The organism is Enterobacter cloacae complex sp. 370H10 (genome assembly GCF_050031535.1).
In the GTDB taxonomy this organism is placed as follows: domain Bacteria; phylum Pseudomonadota; class Gammaproteobacteria; order Enterobacterales; family Enterobacteriaceae; genus Enterobacter; species Enterobacter intestinihominis.
The window spans coordinates 4,297,287-4,315,071 of sequence record NZ_JBLGWG010000001.1 but is presented as its reverse complement, the minus strand read 5'-3'; the positions used below and the strand labels follow the sequence as shown (position 1 = coordinate 4,315,071).

Annotated in this window: 18 protein-coding genes; 11 read left to right on the top strand and 7 right to left on the bottom strand. The window is 45.2% G+C overall.

The genetic code is table 11. The features are described 5' to 3' along the window. Positions 1 to 85: 85 nt before the first annotated feature. Complete coding sequence (locus ACQG2Q_RS21285; RefSeq protein WP_000778029.1) at positions 86 to 1,030, bottom strand: DUF5417 domain-containing protein; 945 nt, start codon at positions 1,028 to 1,030, stop codon at positions 86 to 88. Between the two features lie 510 nt (positions 1,031 to 1,540). Here ACQG2Q_RS21285 and ACQG2Q_RS21280 point away from each other — a divergent pair. The 11 genes from ACQG2Q_RS21280 (at position 1,541) to ACQG2Q_RS21230 (ending at position 8,584) form a co-directional block, all read left to right on the top strand. After that, positions 1,541 to 1,717 (top strand): hypothetical protein, encoded by a 177-nt coding sequence (locus tag ACQG2Q_RS21280; RefSeq protein WP_001371930.1) that lies wholly within the window; start codon positions 1,541 to 1,543, stop codon positions 1,715 to 1,717. 416 nt (positions 1,718 to 2,133) lie between these two features. Then, positions 2,134 to 3,318 carry a hypothetical protein gene (locus tag ACQG2Q_RS21275; protein WP_001272971.1) on the top strand — a complete coding sequence of 395 codons (1,185 nt, stop codon included), beginning with the start codon at positions 2,134 to 2,136 and terminating at the stop codon, positions 3,316 to 3,318. A gap of 65 nt (positions 3,319 to 3,383) precedes the next feature. Continuing rightward, a complete protein-coding gene (locus tag ACQG2Q_RS21270; RefSeq protein ID WP_000708863.1) occupies positions 3,384 to 3,665 on the top strand; it encodes a hypothetical protein in 282 nt (93 codons plus the stop codon). A 314-nt stretch (positions 3,666 to 3,979) separates the two neighbouring features. Then, a complete protein-coding gene (locus tag ACQG2Q_RS21265; RefSeq protein WP_000237191.1) occupies positions 3,980 to 4,681 on the top strand; it encodes a hypothetical protein in 702 nt (233 codons plus the stop codon). 134 nt (positions 4,682 to 4,815) lie between these two features. After that, positions 4,816 to 5,112, top strand: a complete 297-nt coding sequence (locus ACQG2Q_RS21260) for a hypothetical protein (protein ID WP_000856246.1) — start codon at positions 4,816 to 4,818, stop codon at positions 5,110 to 5,112. 44 nt (positions 5,113 to 5,156) lie between these two features. After that, positions 5,157 to 5,594 carry a hypothetical protein gene (locus ACQG2Q_RS21255; protein ID WP_000286108.1) on the top strand — a complete coding sequence of 146 codons (438 nt, stop codon included), beginning with the start codon at positions 5,157 to 5,159 and terminating at the stop codon, positions 5,592 to 5,594. Positions 5,595 to 5,661: 67 nt separating this feature from the next. Further along, the gene (locus ACQG2Q_RS21250) at positions 5,662 to 6,198 is read left to right on the top strand and encodes a hypothetical protein (RefSeq protein WP_000800251.1); all 537 of its coding nucleotides are present in this window, start codon (positions 5,662 to 5,664) and stop codon (positions 6,196 to 6,198) included. 225 nt (positions 6,199 to 6,423) lie between these two features. Then, a complete protein-coding gene (locus ACQG2Q_RS21245) occupies positions 6,424 to 6,792 on the top strand; it encodes a hypothetical protein (protein WP_000537761.1) in 369 nt (122 codons plus the stop codon). 432 nt (positions 6,793 to 7,224) lie between these two features. Next, on the top strand, positions 7,225 to 7,524 hold the full coding sequence (locus tag ACQG2Q_RS21240; RefSeq protein ID WP_000442693.1) for a hypothetical protein: 300 nt from the start codon (positions 7,225 to 7,227) through the stop codon (positions 7,522 to 7,524). Between the two features lie 356 nt (positions 7,525 to 7,880). Next, positions 7,881 to 8,165: a hypothetical protein gene (locus ACQG2Q_RS21235; protein WP_001091367.1), complete on the top strand. Its 285-nt coding sequence runs from the start codon at positions 7,881 to 7,883 to the stop codon at positions 8,163 to 8,165. Between the two features lie 65 nt (positions 8,166 to 8,230). Next, positions 8,231 to 8,584 (top strand): hypothetical protein, encoded by a 354-nt coding sequence (locus tag ACQG2Q_RS21230; RefSeq protein ID WP_000210769.1) that lies wholly within the window; start codon positions 8,231 to 8,233, stop codon positions 8,582 to 8,584. A 286-nt stretch (positions 8,585 to 8,870) separates the two neighbouring features. Here ACQG2Q_RS21230 and ACQG2Q_RS21225 read toward each other — a convergent pair whose 3' ends face one another. The 6 genes from ACQG2Q_RS21225 to mobH are packed head-to-tail and all read right to left on the bottom strand — an operon-like array spanning position 8,871 to position 17,784. After that, on the bottom strand, positions 8,871 to 9,602 hold the full coding sequence (locus ACQG2Q_RS21225) for a nuclease-related domain-containing protein (RefSeq protein WP_000338612.1): 732 nt from the start codon (positions 9,600 to 9,602) through the stop codon (positions 8,871 to 8,873). Between the two features lies 1 nt (position 9,603). Beyond that, complete coding sequence (locus tag ACQG2Q_RS21220; protein WP_000952985.1) at positions 9,604 to 10,785, bottom strand: S49 family peptidase; 1,182 nt, start codon at positions 10,783 to 10,785, stop codon at positions 9,604 to 9,606. A gap of 10 nt (positions 10,786 to 10,795) precedes the next feature. Further along, a complete protein-coding gene (locus ACQG2Q_RS21215) occupies positions 10,796 to 11,458 on the bottom strand; it encodes a DUF4400 domain-containing protein (protein ID WP_000718549.1) in 663 nt (220 codons plus the stop codon). Next, entirely contained in the window at positions 11,445 to 12,554 is a 1,110-nt protein-coding gene (locus tag ACQG2Q_RS21210; protein ID WP_000343600.1) for a hypothetical protein, read from the bottom strand. Before ACQG2Q_RS21210 ends, ACQG2Q_RS21215 begins: the two co-directional genes overlap by 14 nt. Next, entirely contained in the window at positions 12,554 to 14,638 is a 2,085-nt protein-coding gene (gene traD, locus ACQG2Q_RS21205) for a conjugative transfer system coupling protein TraD (RefSeq protein WP_001284073.1), read from the bottom strand. Before traD ends, ACQG2Q_RS21210 begins: the two co-directional genes overlap by 1 nt. Then, positions 14,638 to 17,784 (bottom strand): MobH family relaxase, encoded by a 3,147-nt coding sequence (gene mobH / locus ACQG2Q_RS21200; protein ID WP_001011152.1) that lies wholly within the window; start codon positions 17,782 to 17,784, stop codon positions 14,638 to 14,640. The genes traD and mobH overlap by 1 nt, the downstream gene beginning before the upstream one ends. Position 17,785 lies beyond the last annotated feature (1 nt).

Genomic DNA, 17,785 nt, shown 5'->3' with positions numbered 1-17,785 from the left:
ATTAAACAAATTCATTACGCCACTGGCACCATCTGGCCGGAGCAGACTGCGGCCCGGTAGTAGAGCCGCAGGGGGTGTCGCTGGACTAACAGGTGCTCAGTGAGTCCCGCACTTCCTCATGACTGGTCATTTTCAGAAGAAGCTTTCCAGGGCAGCGTGGTTCCGCCTGTGAACGGGTGACGTCTTCGTTGATTGCCTGGATATGAGCAGATTCAACGGTCCGACGCTGTACGACATGGTTGCTCAGGTTGAATTCGCACTGGAGCCTTCTGGCATCAGAATCCGCGTTCATTGCAATACGTTCATCAAAGCGGCGGTTCATTCGCAGAGCCTCTTCGTGAGCTGCATCAACAAGGGTGCGTCTGGTGACATAGTCGTTACCAGCAAAAAACGATAGCTGAGCGTGTTCCGAAGAGTAGTCGGAGCTTCCCTTACAACGGGCAATCGCGGCTTCAGAGTGCAGGATTAATGAACTCAACCGTGAACAGACGTCATTGATGGTGCCGGTTTTCAGACAGTCGTGGATAAGTGTCCAGGCGGAAATGCTCAGCGGGCGGCTGGTGATCACATAGGGATTGTAATGATCAACCGTTACGATAGTACGCAGTGAATGAAGCGATTCGGACTGCGTACGTAAGTCACGGCGAACAGTACATGCCACCGAGGCAACATCTTTACATTCTTTGTCGGACATCGAGTCCAGTACGCGGATCTCCACCTCTGCCGCCTTTGAGGCGATATGCGCACTAATCTCACCCTTAAGACGTTTGTAGTCAGCCTTGAAGCTTCCCACGCTGTCAATATCGATCCAGTAACCACAGCTGTAACCAGCATTACCAAACTCGTCATCTTTCTCATAGTTCGGACAGCCGTCATTGCTCCAGCCAGCTTTTTCCAGCAGCTCGTCAATAGCGACCAGCTCAGCCATTGGTGCATGTTCGATAATGAAATAATGGACACGGCCCCAGGCATATGCGCGTGAACGGCCATCAACAGAAGTATCAGAAGTCGTCTGACGGGAAAGTTTCATGAGGTACTCCAGTTCTGCCCGGTACCGCCGGGGCGGTGGTGCGAAAGCCGCACCATGAATGACACTATGATCCTCCTAACTTCTATTGTCAATACAATTGAAGTGGCGTTGTATTTATTCATTATTTGGACCCGGCTCGTACGGAACGACCGTCGGGACTTGCCAATTATTCTGCGGTGAGCAGGGGGAAGGGAACATCCCACCGCTTGTTTCAAGATGTACAGCCAAGGAGGGCGCAGAATGCCTGACAGAATCATCGTGCAGCGGTAGCGAAAGACCTGACAAACGGGAAAAGTATCCTTTTATTCCAAAGCCAACCTCAGCTTTTAATGTCGCCAGTACGTTTCTTAAACATGCCAAATCGGTCTCTTATACGGCCGGATGGGCCCGATGAAAACGATAAAATGAGAAACAGAACCCGACACATCGCTGCTCTCTGGGAAAGCCGGTCAGCAGATGGAGCGCCAGGAACTAAATCCGCTGGTTTTAATAATGATTGAGGAGAACAAGATGAAAGATAACAAGACACGTCCTGTAGACTCGTATGCTCATGCTGATTTCATGGAGTCCGTCTTCAGCAACCTCAGGGCTTTCTGTGATGCGGAATGCCAGCGGCTAACTGCCGGTTATCCCCCAACTGTCAAACCAGAACAGCAAAGCACTGACGGCCAGCTGTCGGCGGCATAAATCATTACCTGCCAGTTCGTTCAAATTTCCGCTTCCTTAAGCCCGGGCCAAAAGCCCGGCTCAATCCAAAAACTGAACGTACCGGTTTACCTCTATATCTCCTCAATCCCCTGCGACTTACAAGAGACCCGCACCGGTTTAGCCATTCCTGTCCTGCCACTCTCTCATCACTGGCCCAGACAACCGGAAAAGTAACTTTTCTCTCCGACTCACCTTCTGAACCAGCTATTTTGCTTAAACGTAAAAACGGCCCACTGTTGTGAAGATTTAAAACGGACGGATCGAGTAGTATTGTCTCAGGAATTTTTTTTAAGAAAAGTTACTTTTTCTTCTGTGCAACCTATTAGAAAAAATGTCGAACCTGGTATTGTTGTGTTGTAGCGCAGTTAAACAACCAACCAAAAGAGAGAACAAAAATGTCCGCAATCGAAACTGAAGTAAAAAACAACAGCAACGAAATCAGCCTTCGTGGTTACCTGGAACGCACTGGTAACGGTGCCCGTAAAGGTAACGGCCTTATCATTGACCCTTCGGTTGTTGTAGAGCAGGAAGGCTTTAACACCCGCACGGCCGGTATGGGCGAGCTCTACTATTCAATGCCTCACGTTGTGGAACACCTGAACAGCCTGGCCGATGCCTACATGGAAGACCCGTTCAGCGTGACGCCTATCGTTGTTCAGATGGTTAATGGCGTACCTGTACTGCGTCAGGGGGCTTGCCGTATCCGTTCCATCGCTATTGCAAACCGCCAGCTGGAAGCAGAAGGGCGTGAACGCATTACTCGTATTCGCTGCGAAGAGTTTCGCGGTAGCGCTTCAAAAGCAGAACTCTTCACCCTGACCGGCAACTCCAACCTGGCGCTGTCTGTCGTAGCTGAAGCGCTTTCAATTAAGCGTCTTGTTGAAGATAAAGAAGAGCCTAAGACCTTTGCGGAACTGGCAAAAAAACGTGGTAAATCAGAGCAGCATCTTCGCCAGATGGTTCGCGTACTGGACCTGCCTTCTGAACTACAGACCATGCTTGTGAGCGATCAGGTGAGCATGTACGTTGCGCTGGACGAGTATATGTACAGCGGTGAGGATGCGGTAGATAACATCAACAAGGCGATCTCCATCTATGGTAAAGCGACGAAAAACACGCTGAAATTCGTCAAAGCTGCCAAGGTAGAAGAGCGCATGGCAGATCCGCAGACTCCGGAAAACTCCGGTGATGAGCAACCGGCAGGTAATGCTACCGTTAACACCCCGGTACCGGATCAACTGAATGATGAAAGCAATACAGAGACGCTGGTTACGCCACCGGTACAGGAACCAGCTCCGGCTCCAAAGGACAGCGCTCCTAAACAGAACCCGGCAGGTAAAGCACCATCCATGTCCAGCGTTCTGAACAAAAAGACCGTGACCGTCATTGCCGACACCGCGATCCCGATTTTTGAACGTATTGCTGAAGAAGCCAAGCTTAAAGAAGGTGAATCTGTCAGCACTGATACTTACACGCTTGTTCTGACCAATGATGAAATGAACGATATCATCAATGCTCATGCTGACCTGAAAGAGTACCTGCGTAAGCATGCTGAGAAGATGAATAAGGGACAGGCATGATTTTCTGACCGACCCCTCCATCCGGACGGGTCGGTAACTTTTTCAGGACAAGGGGAAACAGGGCAATGAAGAAGGCTTTTATCAACGTAGACAAGACTAACCCACTGCCAGTCCTGACGGATTCGGTGACCCGGGTAAGTATTCAGTGCACGGCAAAAGATGAAAACGGGGCAGGGATCGAAGTGAACATCCTCGACCTGATTCAGGATCATGATACGGATGAAGTGAAAGTGCAGTTTGGGAGCTCGCCTGTTCAGGCTCTGGCGATGCTCCGCCGGGTTATGACAGCACTGGAAAAGCAGGCAAATGCAGAACTGCAACAGAATTCCTGCTCGCGTATGCAGTAAACGGTAAAAGCAGAATGTTCCCTACTGGATAAACCCGGTGGACCTCACGGAGAGCAAGTCACCGAATGGTTCACTGTTAAGTGATATACATCCGGATTTATAAGGTTTTGCAGCATCCGAATAGGCAATAAATAGAATTATTTTGATTTATCTCAGCAAGGAAATGGAAAGCTACCAGATTTTAGGATAGCGAAATGCCTGTATCGCTACTCTGCTGAATTAGAAATGATTTTAAACGCAATGCATAATGATAGAATAGCAATGCCTTTAATTATTTGTCACGTCTGAATTATATGTAGACTTACGGAGAGGATATGGTAATTACTTATTCATTATCGGAAACGTTTAATATGTTTTTACGCGAGATTATTGCATCTGGACTTGCAGTTTTTTGCGCATGGTGCGTTTTGTGTCTTTTCTCTGATCAGGAACGAGGTAAAGAGGTTCCTGTTTCTATGAAAAAAATAACTTCAAAGTCAGCTTTCTCCTACTTTATCAGTTCTCAAATTGCCGCTTTTATTATCTCCTTGTTGGGTTCAATCTTAAGCACGAAATGGGACAACATCGTCTGGAATGATGAAATAAGACAGTTTTATCTGCATGTAGGATTTGGGCTGGTAGCTTGTGTATTCTGTCTGCTTGTAATCTTGCATGAGAAATTTATCAAAAGAAATTTAAATGTTTATTCTGGTTATTGTGGTTCACTGGCAGTTAGTCTCACAGGAATCTTTGTACTTTGTGCGTTATATCTGACATTTTCATTACCATTTCATTATGAAGAACGTCTACTTAATGATGCATCCTTGGTGGCTTCGGATGGCGTTGAAAATTCAGTCGTTTTTGCAGACGGTCGTTACTGGGTTTTTGAACTGGGCTTACCATATTTCAAACAGTCATTGCTCAAAGAGGTAAGAAGGGGCAGGTACCAGCTAATCTGCACTACAGAAAAAAAACCAACATGCTGGTCTGGCAAAAAACTTCCCGAAAAACCAACCTCTTTGAAAGCTAGTTCATAAAGATTTAAACTGCTCGCTTAAATCCACACTGGTCCAATTTTGAAAATTTATTGTGTTTTTAAAAGAAATTACAGTGTGGGTTATTAGCCAGTAGGTCGGAGTTTTATATAATACCCAAAAACACAGGAGGTATTATGAAAACCAATCTGGCCTATGCATCTAATTGCTCCGATTCTGTCTACTCCTATATTTATCAGGCACTGCAACAACGCTCTGGTGCCGAGAATGAAAGCCTTTATCAGCAGGCCATTTCCAGCTGCTGCACAGATAAACAAAAAAAGAAACTGGCCGGGTATTATGCCGGTCCATGGCAGCTGCTATTCAACGCGTGGTGTAACAATCGCGTCCCTAACACAGCGGTGCTGGCCCTTTTACTCCAGCAGTGCTTATCTCATTTCCAGTGCGAAGAAGTGATCGCAGCCTGGCAGTAACCCTATCAAGCCCCTTCGTATAGCGGAGGGGCAGGAGATATCTCATGTACAGAAACGACAGAAACGTGGATTCCTTCAACCTGGTTAATGCTCTTCAGCCGGTCTTTCGTAACACCGGCTGTGGGATGTTTGAATATGATCGTAAAAAGCAGAATGAAACCGCTGATTCAATCTTACGAGCGTTGGCGTTAAATGCCGATTTCGCGAGGGCCTTAAAACAGTACGTCCGGATTAATTCTGTACGACGGGTTGTTCAGTTCGATGACGGCTCGGTTCGCTATGGTATTCATGCCGAATTTGAAGGGCATAATAAAATTAATTCCTTCCGTATTTTTAAAGATGAAGATACAGACGCATTTGACTCCTATTTTTATTCGGTTTGCGATAATAAAGCTGAGCTGGTGGATTTTAAAATGGACTCTCTCGATATTCAATTGCAGGCAGTTTTTGAAAAGGTGACAGGTATTTTTCTGTCACATTAAATATTCAAATTTTCAATCCTCGGGCTGATAGACAAAAAACGCACTTTAGAATATAGATGAGATGAATATGAAAAACGTAAATATTTTGGATACCGATATTGCGGCCATTAATGCTCTTTCTGGCGTAGAACTGACTGACTTTCTCACTGCCGGGTATCAGGTAAACTGGTTAGGAGAAAGGGAGGTTTCGCTGGTGGGCTTTCCGTGTTTAGCAAGCAACAAGCAGCCGGTAGAAGTTGGTCCCGGCATTTTCATTAATCGCGTGTACAGCAGAGACAGCCAGTCTCTGAGCGGGAAATTGCGCTATGACCTGTCTAATGGTCTGGCAACGAGTGCATTTTCATTTTTCTCCCAGTCAGGCTGGTATGGGGGATTCCGTGTCGTATCTTTCCGTGACAACGGGCCAGCTGCGTTAATCAACATTGGTATTGTCCATGAGAATGTTTTGAATGCATTTTGTGCTGACTTCCCCCGGGCCAATGTGAGCGTAACCCGTTTTCATTGTGGCATGACGCTTGAGCAGATCCGAATGTTCATTTCAGACACTGCTTACGATATGCCGCTTTATAACAACGAGTCTGACTTTCGCAGGCTCGCCAGTTAGCATGGAGGCTGACTTCAGTGCTTACGCCTAAAAGCCGGTGAGCGAGGTGGCGGAACCGGTTGGCTTCGCCCAGTCTTACTTACTTCTCTCAAGGTACTGCGCTGCAAGCGTACGTAAAAAAAGTAAGTAGCTAAATGGCGTGAGCGATTAGTTCTATACGGGAAGAAGTCATAGTATTCTGAAATGATAGTTATCTCATACGAACGATAGTAATGGAGTTTCTTAATGGGCGTTGATATCTGCTGGCGATTTCAAAGGGAAGAAAAGCCTGGTAAATGGATTAATTTATCAAGCAATTATAAAGGGGACCGATCATATCTCCACTTTGCCTGGCTCGGATTTGATGTAGATCGTGAAAGGGCGAGCACATCAGCAGTTTTTATCCACGCATTACGCGGATTACCTGATGATATACCGTCCGAAGATGATGATTTATTCGGTGAACATTCATACTCATGGCTGACTTCGGAAGAAATTTTGTCAGCCATACCACCCGATAACGCCGGAGAGGTGATCCAGGAATTTGTCGAAGAAGTAAAGCGTCTCCACGTGGAGAACGGCAGCGTCCGTTTCGTCTTTGGATTTGAAGGGTAACCCGTAAGAAAGTAGCTATCTTACCCGGCTAGGTCTCCAATCTCTCAGATGCTCAAAGAGGGCCGGGCATGGTGCCCACACATCCCCTACCATTCCGATTTGATATTCGTCTAATACACCCTTTAAAGAAAACAAGCAGACGGCAATGAGACGTCGGATTAGCGTCAGCAAATATGAGACGTCAGTAGTCGATGTTTGTCCTGCGGAACGTGAATCTGTTTACAAGGGGTAAAGCCGTACCATCCATGAGGGCTCAGAGAGCCGGGGTCTCCTCCAGATCACTGGAAGTTATTGACTCTGGCAGGCCTATCCCTATGACTTTTTCCCGGATGGCAAATTAAGAGCGAACAGGGCCAAATTAGTACTCTTTTCTAAACGGAAATACTGAATCACCCTGATATAACTGGTCTCTCACAAGACAGGAGATCATCAATGGAACGTGTAATATTTTCAGTAATCTTTTTTATGATGCTGGGCGTACCTTTTTACCTTCTTTATAAAATTGCCCGGGACATTTTTGGTACCGCCGGTGCTGGTGAGCCTGCACAATTGCCTCAGGGCAAGCAAAGACGCTCAGGAGGCGCTGGTTCGGGTTCGATCTGGCAAGGACACCATCTACAGGGGAGCAGCCATTTGAACCCCCTCGGAGGTGATTGTAATGGTGAAAATAGCATAGCTGGTGGTTGTGATGGTGGCGGTGGAGGAGGTGACGGAGGTGGTGGTGGTGACTGATAGCCTGCAACTTTAACTATCAGGATGAAACCCATGTCCAGCAACCGGAAAAAGAATTCATTTCAACCGAAAAGCCCTGCCTTAAAGTGAAGCGTATTAAACGTGAAGGATGCTGAATTAGAGGGTATCGGTTTTATACTGAAGCGTAACTGGAAGAAGGATCTGAAATTAACTATTACGGAAAAGTAACTTTCTGACTCACCACGTACGCCCCTCGGTTATGCCATACAGTTTGATACGAAAACAGATCAGTAAGTAGATTGCTATACGCCGGAGAGAAGTCTATTTTTCATGCACCGAACCTGTTTGGCCTGCAATGGAAGCAGGTATAATAATCACATACAAAGGAGGGCATTATGAATACATTTTTATACGTGCTTTTGGCCTGGATTGTTGTGCTTTTTATCGCCAACAAACTGCTCGCAAGACGTAAGCCCAATACGGTTAAAATCCTGGTACAGCGCAACGGGAAAGCCGCAGAGGTTGATGCTGTAGTGGTTCAGGGTTCAAAGAGAGCTAACAACAGTTCTGTTGCGGACAGCGACGCGGTAGATAGTTATTTTGAAATGAATCCTTACTCCCGCGAAAACCAGGCGAATGGTTGGGCTATGCTGGCCAGAGACGATGACCAGCTTAAATAATCAGTTGAGTGTGATGTGTAAAGCAGCTTAAAACTCTAAATGGACGAACAGGGGAGGTGACAAAGATGACAACCAATACAACAACGACCACCTACCGCTCAGAAGAAATCGTGCCGTTCAGACGGCCCAAAGGGGATCTGGATAGTCGGTATATGCCTCAGGTGTATGCAATGGTGCGGAACTGGGCAAGTAACCCTGCTCAATATGGTGAGGGTGTACTGGCCTCCTACCGCCAACCGGCAGTAAACCTTGCCTACCAGGTAAAAGGAACTCGTGTTGTTTTAATTCTGGTACCAGTAGAGTGCGAGCCACCTGGAGTGATAATGACGGAAACAGTCCTGTGGCCGTCACTATCACTTGTAGAAGTCTTGCAGACCTTGCAGGAGGCCTGGCAAAATATTCCGGCGTTAAACCCCTGACGACTTCTGTCAATATCACCGGCTAGTGATTTACCTCTCTGCTGGTGGTCAGCCCGCCTAAGTTCAAATTATCTCTTTCTAAATTAGCCCGGATAAAAATCGGTCCCTCTAAAATAGCCTGCCCTGAGTAGGCTACGTCATACAAAGCGTTGGCCAGTCACCAGCTGGCTGGTGGCCATAATGCTCCACAGGATAAACCGTATCAGAACTACGCAAAGAAAAAGCCCCAACAATTTACCGATGGGGCCTTTTGCAGACATTTTACAGCCTTACCAATGATAGAGCGCTAAGGCTTCTGCTTAGTGAACAGACTTGCCCACAGATAATGGATAAAGTTGAGCAGAATGTATGTTACTCGTTGCTCGAATTTCATCGGGGCTTTGTACTTTGTCGTTATGTTATGAATATGAGTAAGGTCCGTATAGAGCCCTGGCGACTTCCTTGTTGACTTCAACACCGAACAGATGTGCTGAACAGACTCCGGTGTGAACAACCGTAGCCCTCGTCGTTGTTTGACTTTATGGATAAAATCGTCCATCCCCATACATAACCATTCCGGCTTGATGCCATCAAACTTACAACGTCCGTTTATGATGACGACATTGATACATTCCAGTTCTCTAGCCTTAAGAGCAGACTGAATAGCCCTGATGTGCCCCTGGTTTTGCTTAAACGGGTTCTGCAACTTGAGGGTTCGGGACTGAGTCCATTTCCGCCAGTGGCTTTCCTCCAGAGTACCGTAGAGCTTGCCTACGTAGTTTTTCTGCTCTATGACGTATATACCATGTGGGGCTACGAGAATGTGATCAACCTGCGTAGTGCTATGAGCCGACAACTGAAAGGTGAGATCACTAAGTAGCCCCTGAGCTTCTTCAGGAAGCCCAGATTCAATTGCCTTTGCAGTCCGCCGTTCCGCTATGGCAGAGGTCATAAATCCCAACAGACACAGCAACACGACGAAAATAAGGATAATGAAAGCTACCCCCGTAATGCTCCACAGCAGATTGAAAGCATCCATGTTACCTCACAGAGGGGTAGCTGGTGGCATTAACAGATTCTACTAAGCGGGTAGTGGTACCGGTAAGGCTCTCAATATTTGAAGACAGGCTCATCAGCATGCCGAGTGCAGAACGGAGATTACGATGAGGCTCATTGTAGTTTTTGAACGTGTCAGTGGAGTACATTTTTGAAAGACGTGTACGGATCTCTACTGACGTAAGATCTCCATCCACCAGGCCGTACTTAACTGCCTGAGGTGTTGGCCATACACGGCCTGAATAGAGAGAAACAGCATCGGCATCATGACGCGAGAGAAGCTTTTTACCCCGTCCAAGTTCAACATCAGTTATAAATTTTTCATGCATCGTGTTCAGGATCTCCTTCTGCATGAACTCCCTCGTTGAATCGGACAATGGGTGGAAGGGGTCAAGAGCATCTTTGAACTCACCGGCCGTAAGGGGCTCATTCTTGACGCCTACTGTGCTCATGATCTCTGACAGATTCCAGTGGTCCATACGCACACCGATAGAACCGATCAGGGCATTACTGTCGGCATAAATTGCATCAGCGGGCGATACCGCGTAATAGCATGCGGATGCGCATATGCCTTTCACACTAACGATGATTGGTTTATATGAGTCTGCGATATCAGAGAAAAAACGACCGGTACCGCTGGAGAGTACTTCGAGGGAGTTTTGCTTCGACCGTGCTTCATCGCCACGTTCTGTGCTCCCGGTTTTGTTACTCTTGTCAGCGGCTACAGATGAAAGAGAGCCACCGGCATCTGATACGCGTTCAATCTGTGGCTGGTGGTTTTTAAGCGCGTTTATCTGGCGGTAAATAATGATGGCGTCAGAGGGACCACCACCACCTGACTCTGCCTCGATAATAACTGCTTTGGCATGGGGATTATTGTAAGCTTTGGCAAGAGCTGTTGCGATCACTGTTCCATCGCCCGTTTCCGAGCCGGTACCCATCTCGCCAGAAATCCGTATTACAGCTATATGGTCTTTCTTCCCTTCAGCGTCCTGCCATTGTTCGTAAAGATTGTAGAAAGAAAACCCTACAGCGGTCATGGCAATTAGCGACATAGCAACTTTTGCCGTGGTATGAATGCGAAACATCTTATAAAAACGGTCAGCGTTATCATTGAGCGATTCTTTGATATTTGTAGGGGACTTCCTTTTTTTACTGCTTAACATCTGACCACCTTTACATGAGTTTTTGAAAGTTAGACCACAAGCGATTCAATGCAATTCCCAGTATCAATAAAGCGACTGGTGGGAAAAGTTGAGCGATATTGTTAAATAGTGACATATTTGGCATGACCAGGTAGACCATCGTTAAAGCACTGATCACCCAAAATGCTCGAAACCAAATACGATAAAACTGAACTGTAACCTTACCAAATACGTACCTCTTCAATTTCCACTGGTACATTCCATCTGCTAGCATGGCAAATAGATAGGGCAGAAAAACGATTAGCCACCCCAGGATTAAGTTCCACCGGAAAATGGACTGATAAAGTAAGAGGGGTATGTTTTTGGCCATAGTGTAATTAATAGAGGTAAATTTTTCAGCAACAATGTTAATACCTCTGGCTGGTTTTTTGGTGTCAGGGATCAGAATAGTATTCAGATAGTCAATTAACTTATAGTCATGTACCAACCAATTTAAAGTCGCTTCACTATTTGCAATGACAGACTTCCAACGGTCATTTGATATGATGGACCGGCTTGCATTAACCTCCTGAGTAATCTGATATTTGAGCTCCTCAGTATTCTGGAAAGCCAAGCTGTAACCAAAATAAATGACCATGCCAAAAAAAAGCATTGTTCTGAGCACTGCTGCCCTGCTTGTATTATCCGCAGCCATTGCTTTCCCTCCATTCACGAAAAAGAGCTAGCCTCTGATCGTGATTGCAATAGTTGTTACGCCACATCGTCGGGATACCCAGGAGCCAGTGGTACTGTTTAGGTATGATTTGGTCGATGAGGCTTAACTCCGCCAGTTCTTTATGCTCTGCGCTTTTCCACTCGATCTGTCCCACATCAGGAACAAATACAGCGGTCCTTGCTTTTGCGGCCTGGCGGGAAAATTCTATAAAGTTGATGCCCCACGGCGTCCAGTATCTGTACTGCTCGTTTAGGCCGATGTTAAACACCGGCAGAGAAAGAGTTGAGTCGGCAAAAGCCGAAATCACATTTTTGCAGACTCTTGGACTATCTATTTTTTCCTGTTCGGTTTTGAGATGAGTCAGCAGTGCACGGTCAATAATGCTGTTAAAGGTGTTTGTATAAAGGCCATTAGGGTCAGGAAGCTGATCTATGGCAGTAATGATTTTAAATTTTAACCGAGAAAGAAAGGGAGAGTCCTCAATAGTAACTATATGACTATGTGTTGTTTCTGGATGAATCTGGGGTTTGATGCGCTGTACTTGTTTAAAAGAGACACTACCTGGCAAATTAATGAATGCGCCCACCGTGCGTGTTAAATCGACGAAATAAGGCAAAAGATAACAACCAAGCATACGGGCATTCTTTTTTACAAGATCACACCGTACGTCATTGTTATCGAAAGAAATACGGAAACTAACGAATTTACGTTCAGGACCTTCGCTGGTGGTCAGTGATTGAATCCATTCATGGCATGATCCTTGTGGTACCGACCAGTAGCTGGTTTCACGGTCCCCAAAGGGATCAGTCGTGATCAACTCTCCCTTTAAAAGGAAAAGCTCAGACAGGGTATTTGCCATGGAGAATAGGGAATCGATATCGTTGCTCTGACAAAATTTTCCCAAATGATGAAACGCGTTTTTTTCTATCATAGTTAGCCGATCTCGAACTTCCTGAGAATCTGCGTACTTTAAACCCAAAGACTGAAAGCGCCTTTTTACGAGCGAGCGACATTTGCTGACTTTTAGTGCAGAGCTTAAAATTTGCTGGCGCGTCAGGACAATTTTTTCATCCATCAATGCAACTTCCTTAGAAATTTATTAAGATTTTTGATATCGAGATTTTGACGCAAAGTAACTTTTCCGGCCTTCTTGAAAAGCATTTCCGACAGAGTTGTGTTTGGCTTCATTTGTTTCTCAGCAACAGCAATAGGGATTTGGCCTACAACCTTCCTGCCATCTTGAAGCCTGGCAACTATGTGAAACATAGGGACCTGACCCAAGAGATCCTTTGGAATACTCTCTTCTAAAGTTGTCTGCTTTCTTTCTGAGATTGAACCTGAGAAGTTATTATGCGGCAAAGATGTTTCTGAACCGGTCGTATAAGTGACCATATTTGTGCTTATCGCACTCTTACCAAAGTTCTCTACAACAAGCGTCTGAGTAGGAGTATCGTTGACTCGCAAGCTTATATAATTGTTGCAGAGCCCCGTAATTCGATTGGCAGTTTCAACACTTGCCGCAGCAATAAAGTCGGAGATGGTTTGGGTGCAAATAAACAGTGCAATTTTCGCTGCACGACCCTGCGCCAGAAGGTTAATCATAGGGTTGTTAATGGCTGAGTGTGCCTCATCAACAAAAATACTTATCCTGGAATTAGCTGACATATCACCATCTTGAGCGTTGTAGCGACTACCGGCACAGGAGGTCAGATCTGACATTATTAATTGAGAAATAGCAGCTGCTGTATCGGGGTTTGAAAGGCCATCAAGCGAAATGTATAGCACCCCGCCAGTGCTGAACATCCCTTCGCTTGTTACAATTTCTCTTGATGATACTGAGTTCGGGTTAGGAGATAAAAGCTCATTTAAAGGTTTTTCAATGAGCATATCGAAAACAGGCATAATACCTGCGGTCATTTTAGCCATATGCTCTGGGTCGGACATTGAGTAATCAATAAGCTGGGAAACAGTATCTAACCAGTCTATTTGTTCGGACCCCTCGTAATTCATGAAATGAGCCGTAAACCATTCAGCGAGACGCTTGAAACGTACCGGCAAGGTATCGTTAGCGACGTACTTAACTTTTTCGGTCCAGACATCGTAACCATAATATCTCGCGTAACATGACTCCATTACCTTGACTGTAAGATTCACAATAGACATGTGGCTTTTCATGTTCTTGTGAATCAGATAAATAGAAGGCTTTTTCTCTATGTAAGAAAGCCCGGAAATCACATTGGAAACGAGAGCCTTGGCATACTGAACGAATGGGTTAACCTCACCGGGAACTGTCACCAAGCTCAAAAGACGAGATGTTAGGTCAGAAACATTAGTATAGGTGTTGCAGACATCAATACAGACCGAAGATGCTGGCTGGCCAGGATGAAATTTATAGAAAGGAAGACCGAGGGTCTTAGCCTCTTCCATTAGAGATTCTCGCCACTCTGCATCGTTCTTTGGATCTATGACAACAACAACATGACCAAGATGAAGCATGCTAATGCTTAGTAAACGCTGTAGCACCGTTTTCCCGGTACCCACGTTTCCGGTTATCAGAGTATGACCAAACCAATTGTCTTCAGTTACAAATATGGGTTCCCTACGTTCCACAGCAAAAATTGCATTGCTGCCGCCCATCTTACGAGCCATTGCGTCAAAATGTCTCTTAATTGGGTTGAAGACGAATGGCAACTCGATCTCACGTTTATCACTGGAGAGGTTAGCTATTTGATATGCCCGATCCGCATGTTCCGGACCCCACTCAAACCCATCACAAAAATAGGACTTTCGCTCGGGTATATCCTTATTTTTATTTTGATAATCCTGAACCAGTTGACGATACTTTCGCTCATTGGAGAAAAAGTTACTTTTGTTAATTACACGCAGTGAATCAAGACTAACGAACATGAAATGTCGCTTGAATACACGCCAATGAGCCATCAAAAATGGCGCTGCTGTTTTGCAACGATAAAGGCACAGCAAAAAAAGCAATATTGAGGTGAACAGAACTATTGGGGCGATGTCCAGTCCGTCTGAAGAAAGTCCCATATAAAGCATAGAAACCGAACAAATCAAAAGTATTGAGGCACTACGATACTCAAGAATAGGCCGATAAAAATTCTCTTGTGCATGGAGGTTAGTCCTCTTCGAATCTGACATTATAGGTTCCCAGCCTCTTTCAGGTTATTGATAATTCGTTCAATGTCCACTTTCGCCCGGTCTGATGCGGCCAGCAAAGTAGGCATGTTAAATGCATGGCATTTTGTATTGATCACAGCACCAGAATTAACGAGGTACTGAGGAAGCTTATTGAAAAGATCTTGAGCCTCTAACTGCGACCCAAATTTTTCCACGCAAGATTGGGTCAGATAGAGAGTATTAGGAGTACTTACCATAAATCTGTTTTTGCGCTTTCTTTTAAACGCCACCTCCATTTTGGACAGAATTTGATGCAGTACTAACGCAATTTCTACAAATTCAAGCTCTGTAACGTCACCTTCGCTTATAAGCGAGAATTCACCATTTTGGTCTGATTCAGTAGATGCAAAGACTTTACTGTTCAGATTGTGACCAGAAACAGGTGATGCTGGTTTTTGTACTTCTGCTTTGTCCGATGATTTATTCCGGTTGCGCTTGGGATTTTGTTTTTCTACCGGTGCTGTTGGGGCGAACAGTCTGGCCAGTGCTGGCGAAAGATGATGCCCCTTAGCGTCTGTGGGCGCATGCTCTCCATTTGATTCTTCAAGTACAGGAGGTAAGGCGGGCTCTTCACTTGCCATCACACTGGTTGCGGCTGCTTCGGTCTGGGAATACACAACTTCAGCTGGTGGTGGGCAGTTACCCTCAGTATCTGGTTCTGAGTTTTCTTGTCCTACAGAAACATCCATAGAGCGTTCATTCGTACCCTGGGGATCAGCGTTCTGTTCTCGGTTAAGTTCTGGTAATTCTGACGGCTCGGAGAGAAGCTTTTCATTATGGACCGAAGAGCTTGTTGCACAACTACCGACTTCTGGCCGAGAAACACTAAGCTGTGAGAAATCGGTATAATCAATGATCTCATGCTCTTCATCTTCTTTCTCAAAAAGATGTTGATAATGTTCATATTCCACAGCCTCAGTTTTCAGCGGACCAGTCGCGGATGCACTATCGGTTCCATGATATTCCACGTCGCCAGAATGTTCTTCGACTGCATTTACACGTGGGGGAGGCAGCTCAAGCGTTTGCTTTGGACGTGGGGCAGAGTTTTCAACAGAAGACTCATCATTAATCACTAATGCCTGATACATAGAAGTATTGAAAAGTGACTTTAAAGTTGTTGGCCTTCTTGGCTCATGATAGGTGAGCTGGAACCCGGCGCAGTTATCGCCGAGCTGGACTAAACGCAGATCGTCAATGTCCCTTACTATCCACATTCCATCGAGAGAGCCTTCTCTGAATGTCAGTTGGAAATAGGGCTCTTCACTGAATGCTTTTTCATCTAATCCCGGCAGCAATGCCATAGTGGTATCTATGTTGAGGTAGGGGACAGCATCAACACACACTATATAGTCATTGGAAAGTGGAGCGCTTAAAAGGAGTTCATGAAGTTGGTTGACCAGGACATGGGATTCCGTGTCCTTTGCCGATTCATCTTCACTTTCTTCTATATCAGGAATGACAGGATCAGCTGCTTCCTCACCCTCAGATTTAACTATCTGCGTGTCATTATCAATTTCATTATCACTTTCGGCTTTCTTCTCAAAATCGTCGGATGAGCCTTCATTTTTCTTAGAATGTATATCAACATCAATAGAGGCAGAGGAGCGGCCTAAATCATTAACCTTAAGAACAGCCGTCTCAACAGTATCAGTAATTTTAGTTATAACGTCCCGACCGGGCACTGGTCTTCTGTATTCAGTAACTGTTTTTTGCTCGTCAATGTAAATAAAGTCTTTATTGGCATTAACGCTAAAAAGACCCGGCACTGAGTCAGGGATTTTATAGGAATCAAAGATTAAACCAATCCACCTTAGCTTAAGAAGGTTATAGAATTCTAGTTTCCCTATCCCATTTCTAAAGATGTTTGATATTTCGTTTTCCGAATAGATACCCGGAATGAAGTAGTGAACGACACGCTCATCATCATAGGGCTCGACGTAACCACGTTGAACTAGGGATTCTACCAATACGGTCTTACCAGCCTCTCCCTGAGGGAAGTTATATTTATGTAATTCGAAATCATTGAGAACAAAATCAAGGAATGCGTTCTCGTTAAGGTATACCTCACCATTTACGATAATGATGTGCATAGGCTTAGCATTGTAATTGTTGATATTGATACTGGTAAAGTTGTGCTTGATGGTACTAATGGCCCTTGCTGCTGCATCATTAGAACGCAGACCCATGATAGGGTCACGTAAAACATTAAGGTCTGTACCAGTAGAATAGAAATCAGCGGTCCTCACGCATTTAGACAAAAAGTCATTCCCATCAGTATAAACGTTTAGGGCGGTGATCATTTTTGAATAAACACGTTCTTTATTTACCCGATCCAAAAATGCAAGACATACCGGGTTTAGGATTCGCTCAAGGAAAACGCTGGACCAGATATTATGTTGATTATGAATACGCTTTCGCCAGTGGATTTCGTATTCAACCACGTCATTTTCACGTGCCCAGTCAAGAAGACTTTGTGAGCTTGGCGTCCAAATGATCGGACTAGCTAAATTCAGGCTTACAATGTCGAGATCGTAAACCTTTCCGGCATCATGGACTAAACCACAGATAAACGCAGCATAGAGATATACTTTTCTACGGACTACTTCTTCATCTTGATATCCGATTGGTCTCAGTTCTGAGTGATGCGCATTTTTTAAAGAGAGTATGGCCACTTCCAGGCTGTGAGAAAGTAACCCACCAATACCATTATGATGATGATTTTCGGAAGCTGGCAAAAGATGTATCCAGCGAACATATTCAACCAAGGGCTTTAAAACTAAATTAGTAAATGTATATGCATCGTCCCTGATGTCGCTATCGCTGATAGCTAACATCATTGAAATTGAGTGCAGCTTTTCCCGATACAGAGACAGGATTGACTGTTCATTAAATGTCTGTATGCCCGTCGGACGAGTTGGATACTCGATGAATTTCAGGACTTCTGGATTTGGATGATCAGGAACAGTGTACTTCTGATCTCCTAGAATCTGCGCAAAAGGAGAGAGGCTTGATATATCCTCAATCATTACAGAGGTTGCATCATTCTCCTGAGATGAGAATATCCCCAAAATCCGTTTAATACATAAATACAGCGCCCTGAAATTCATC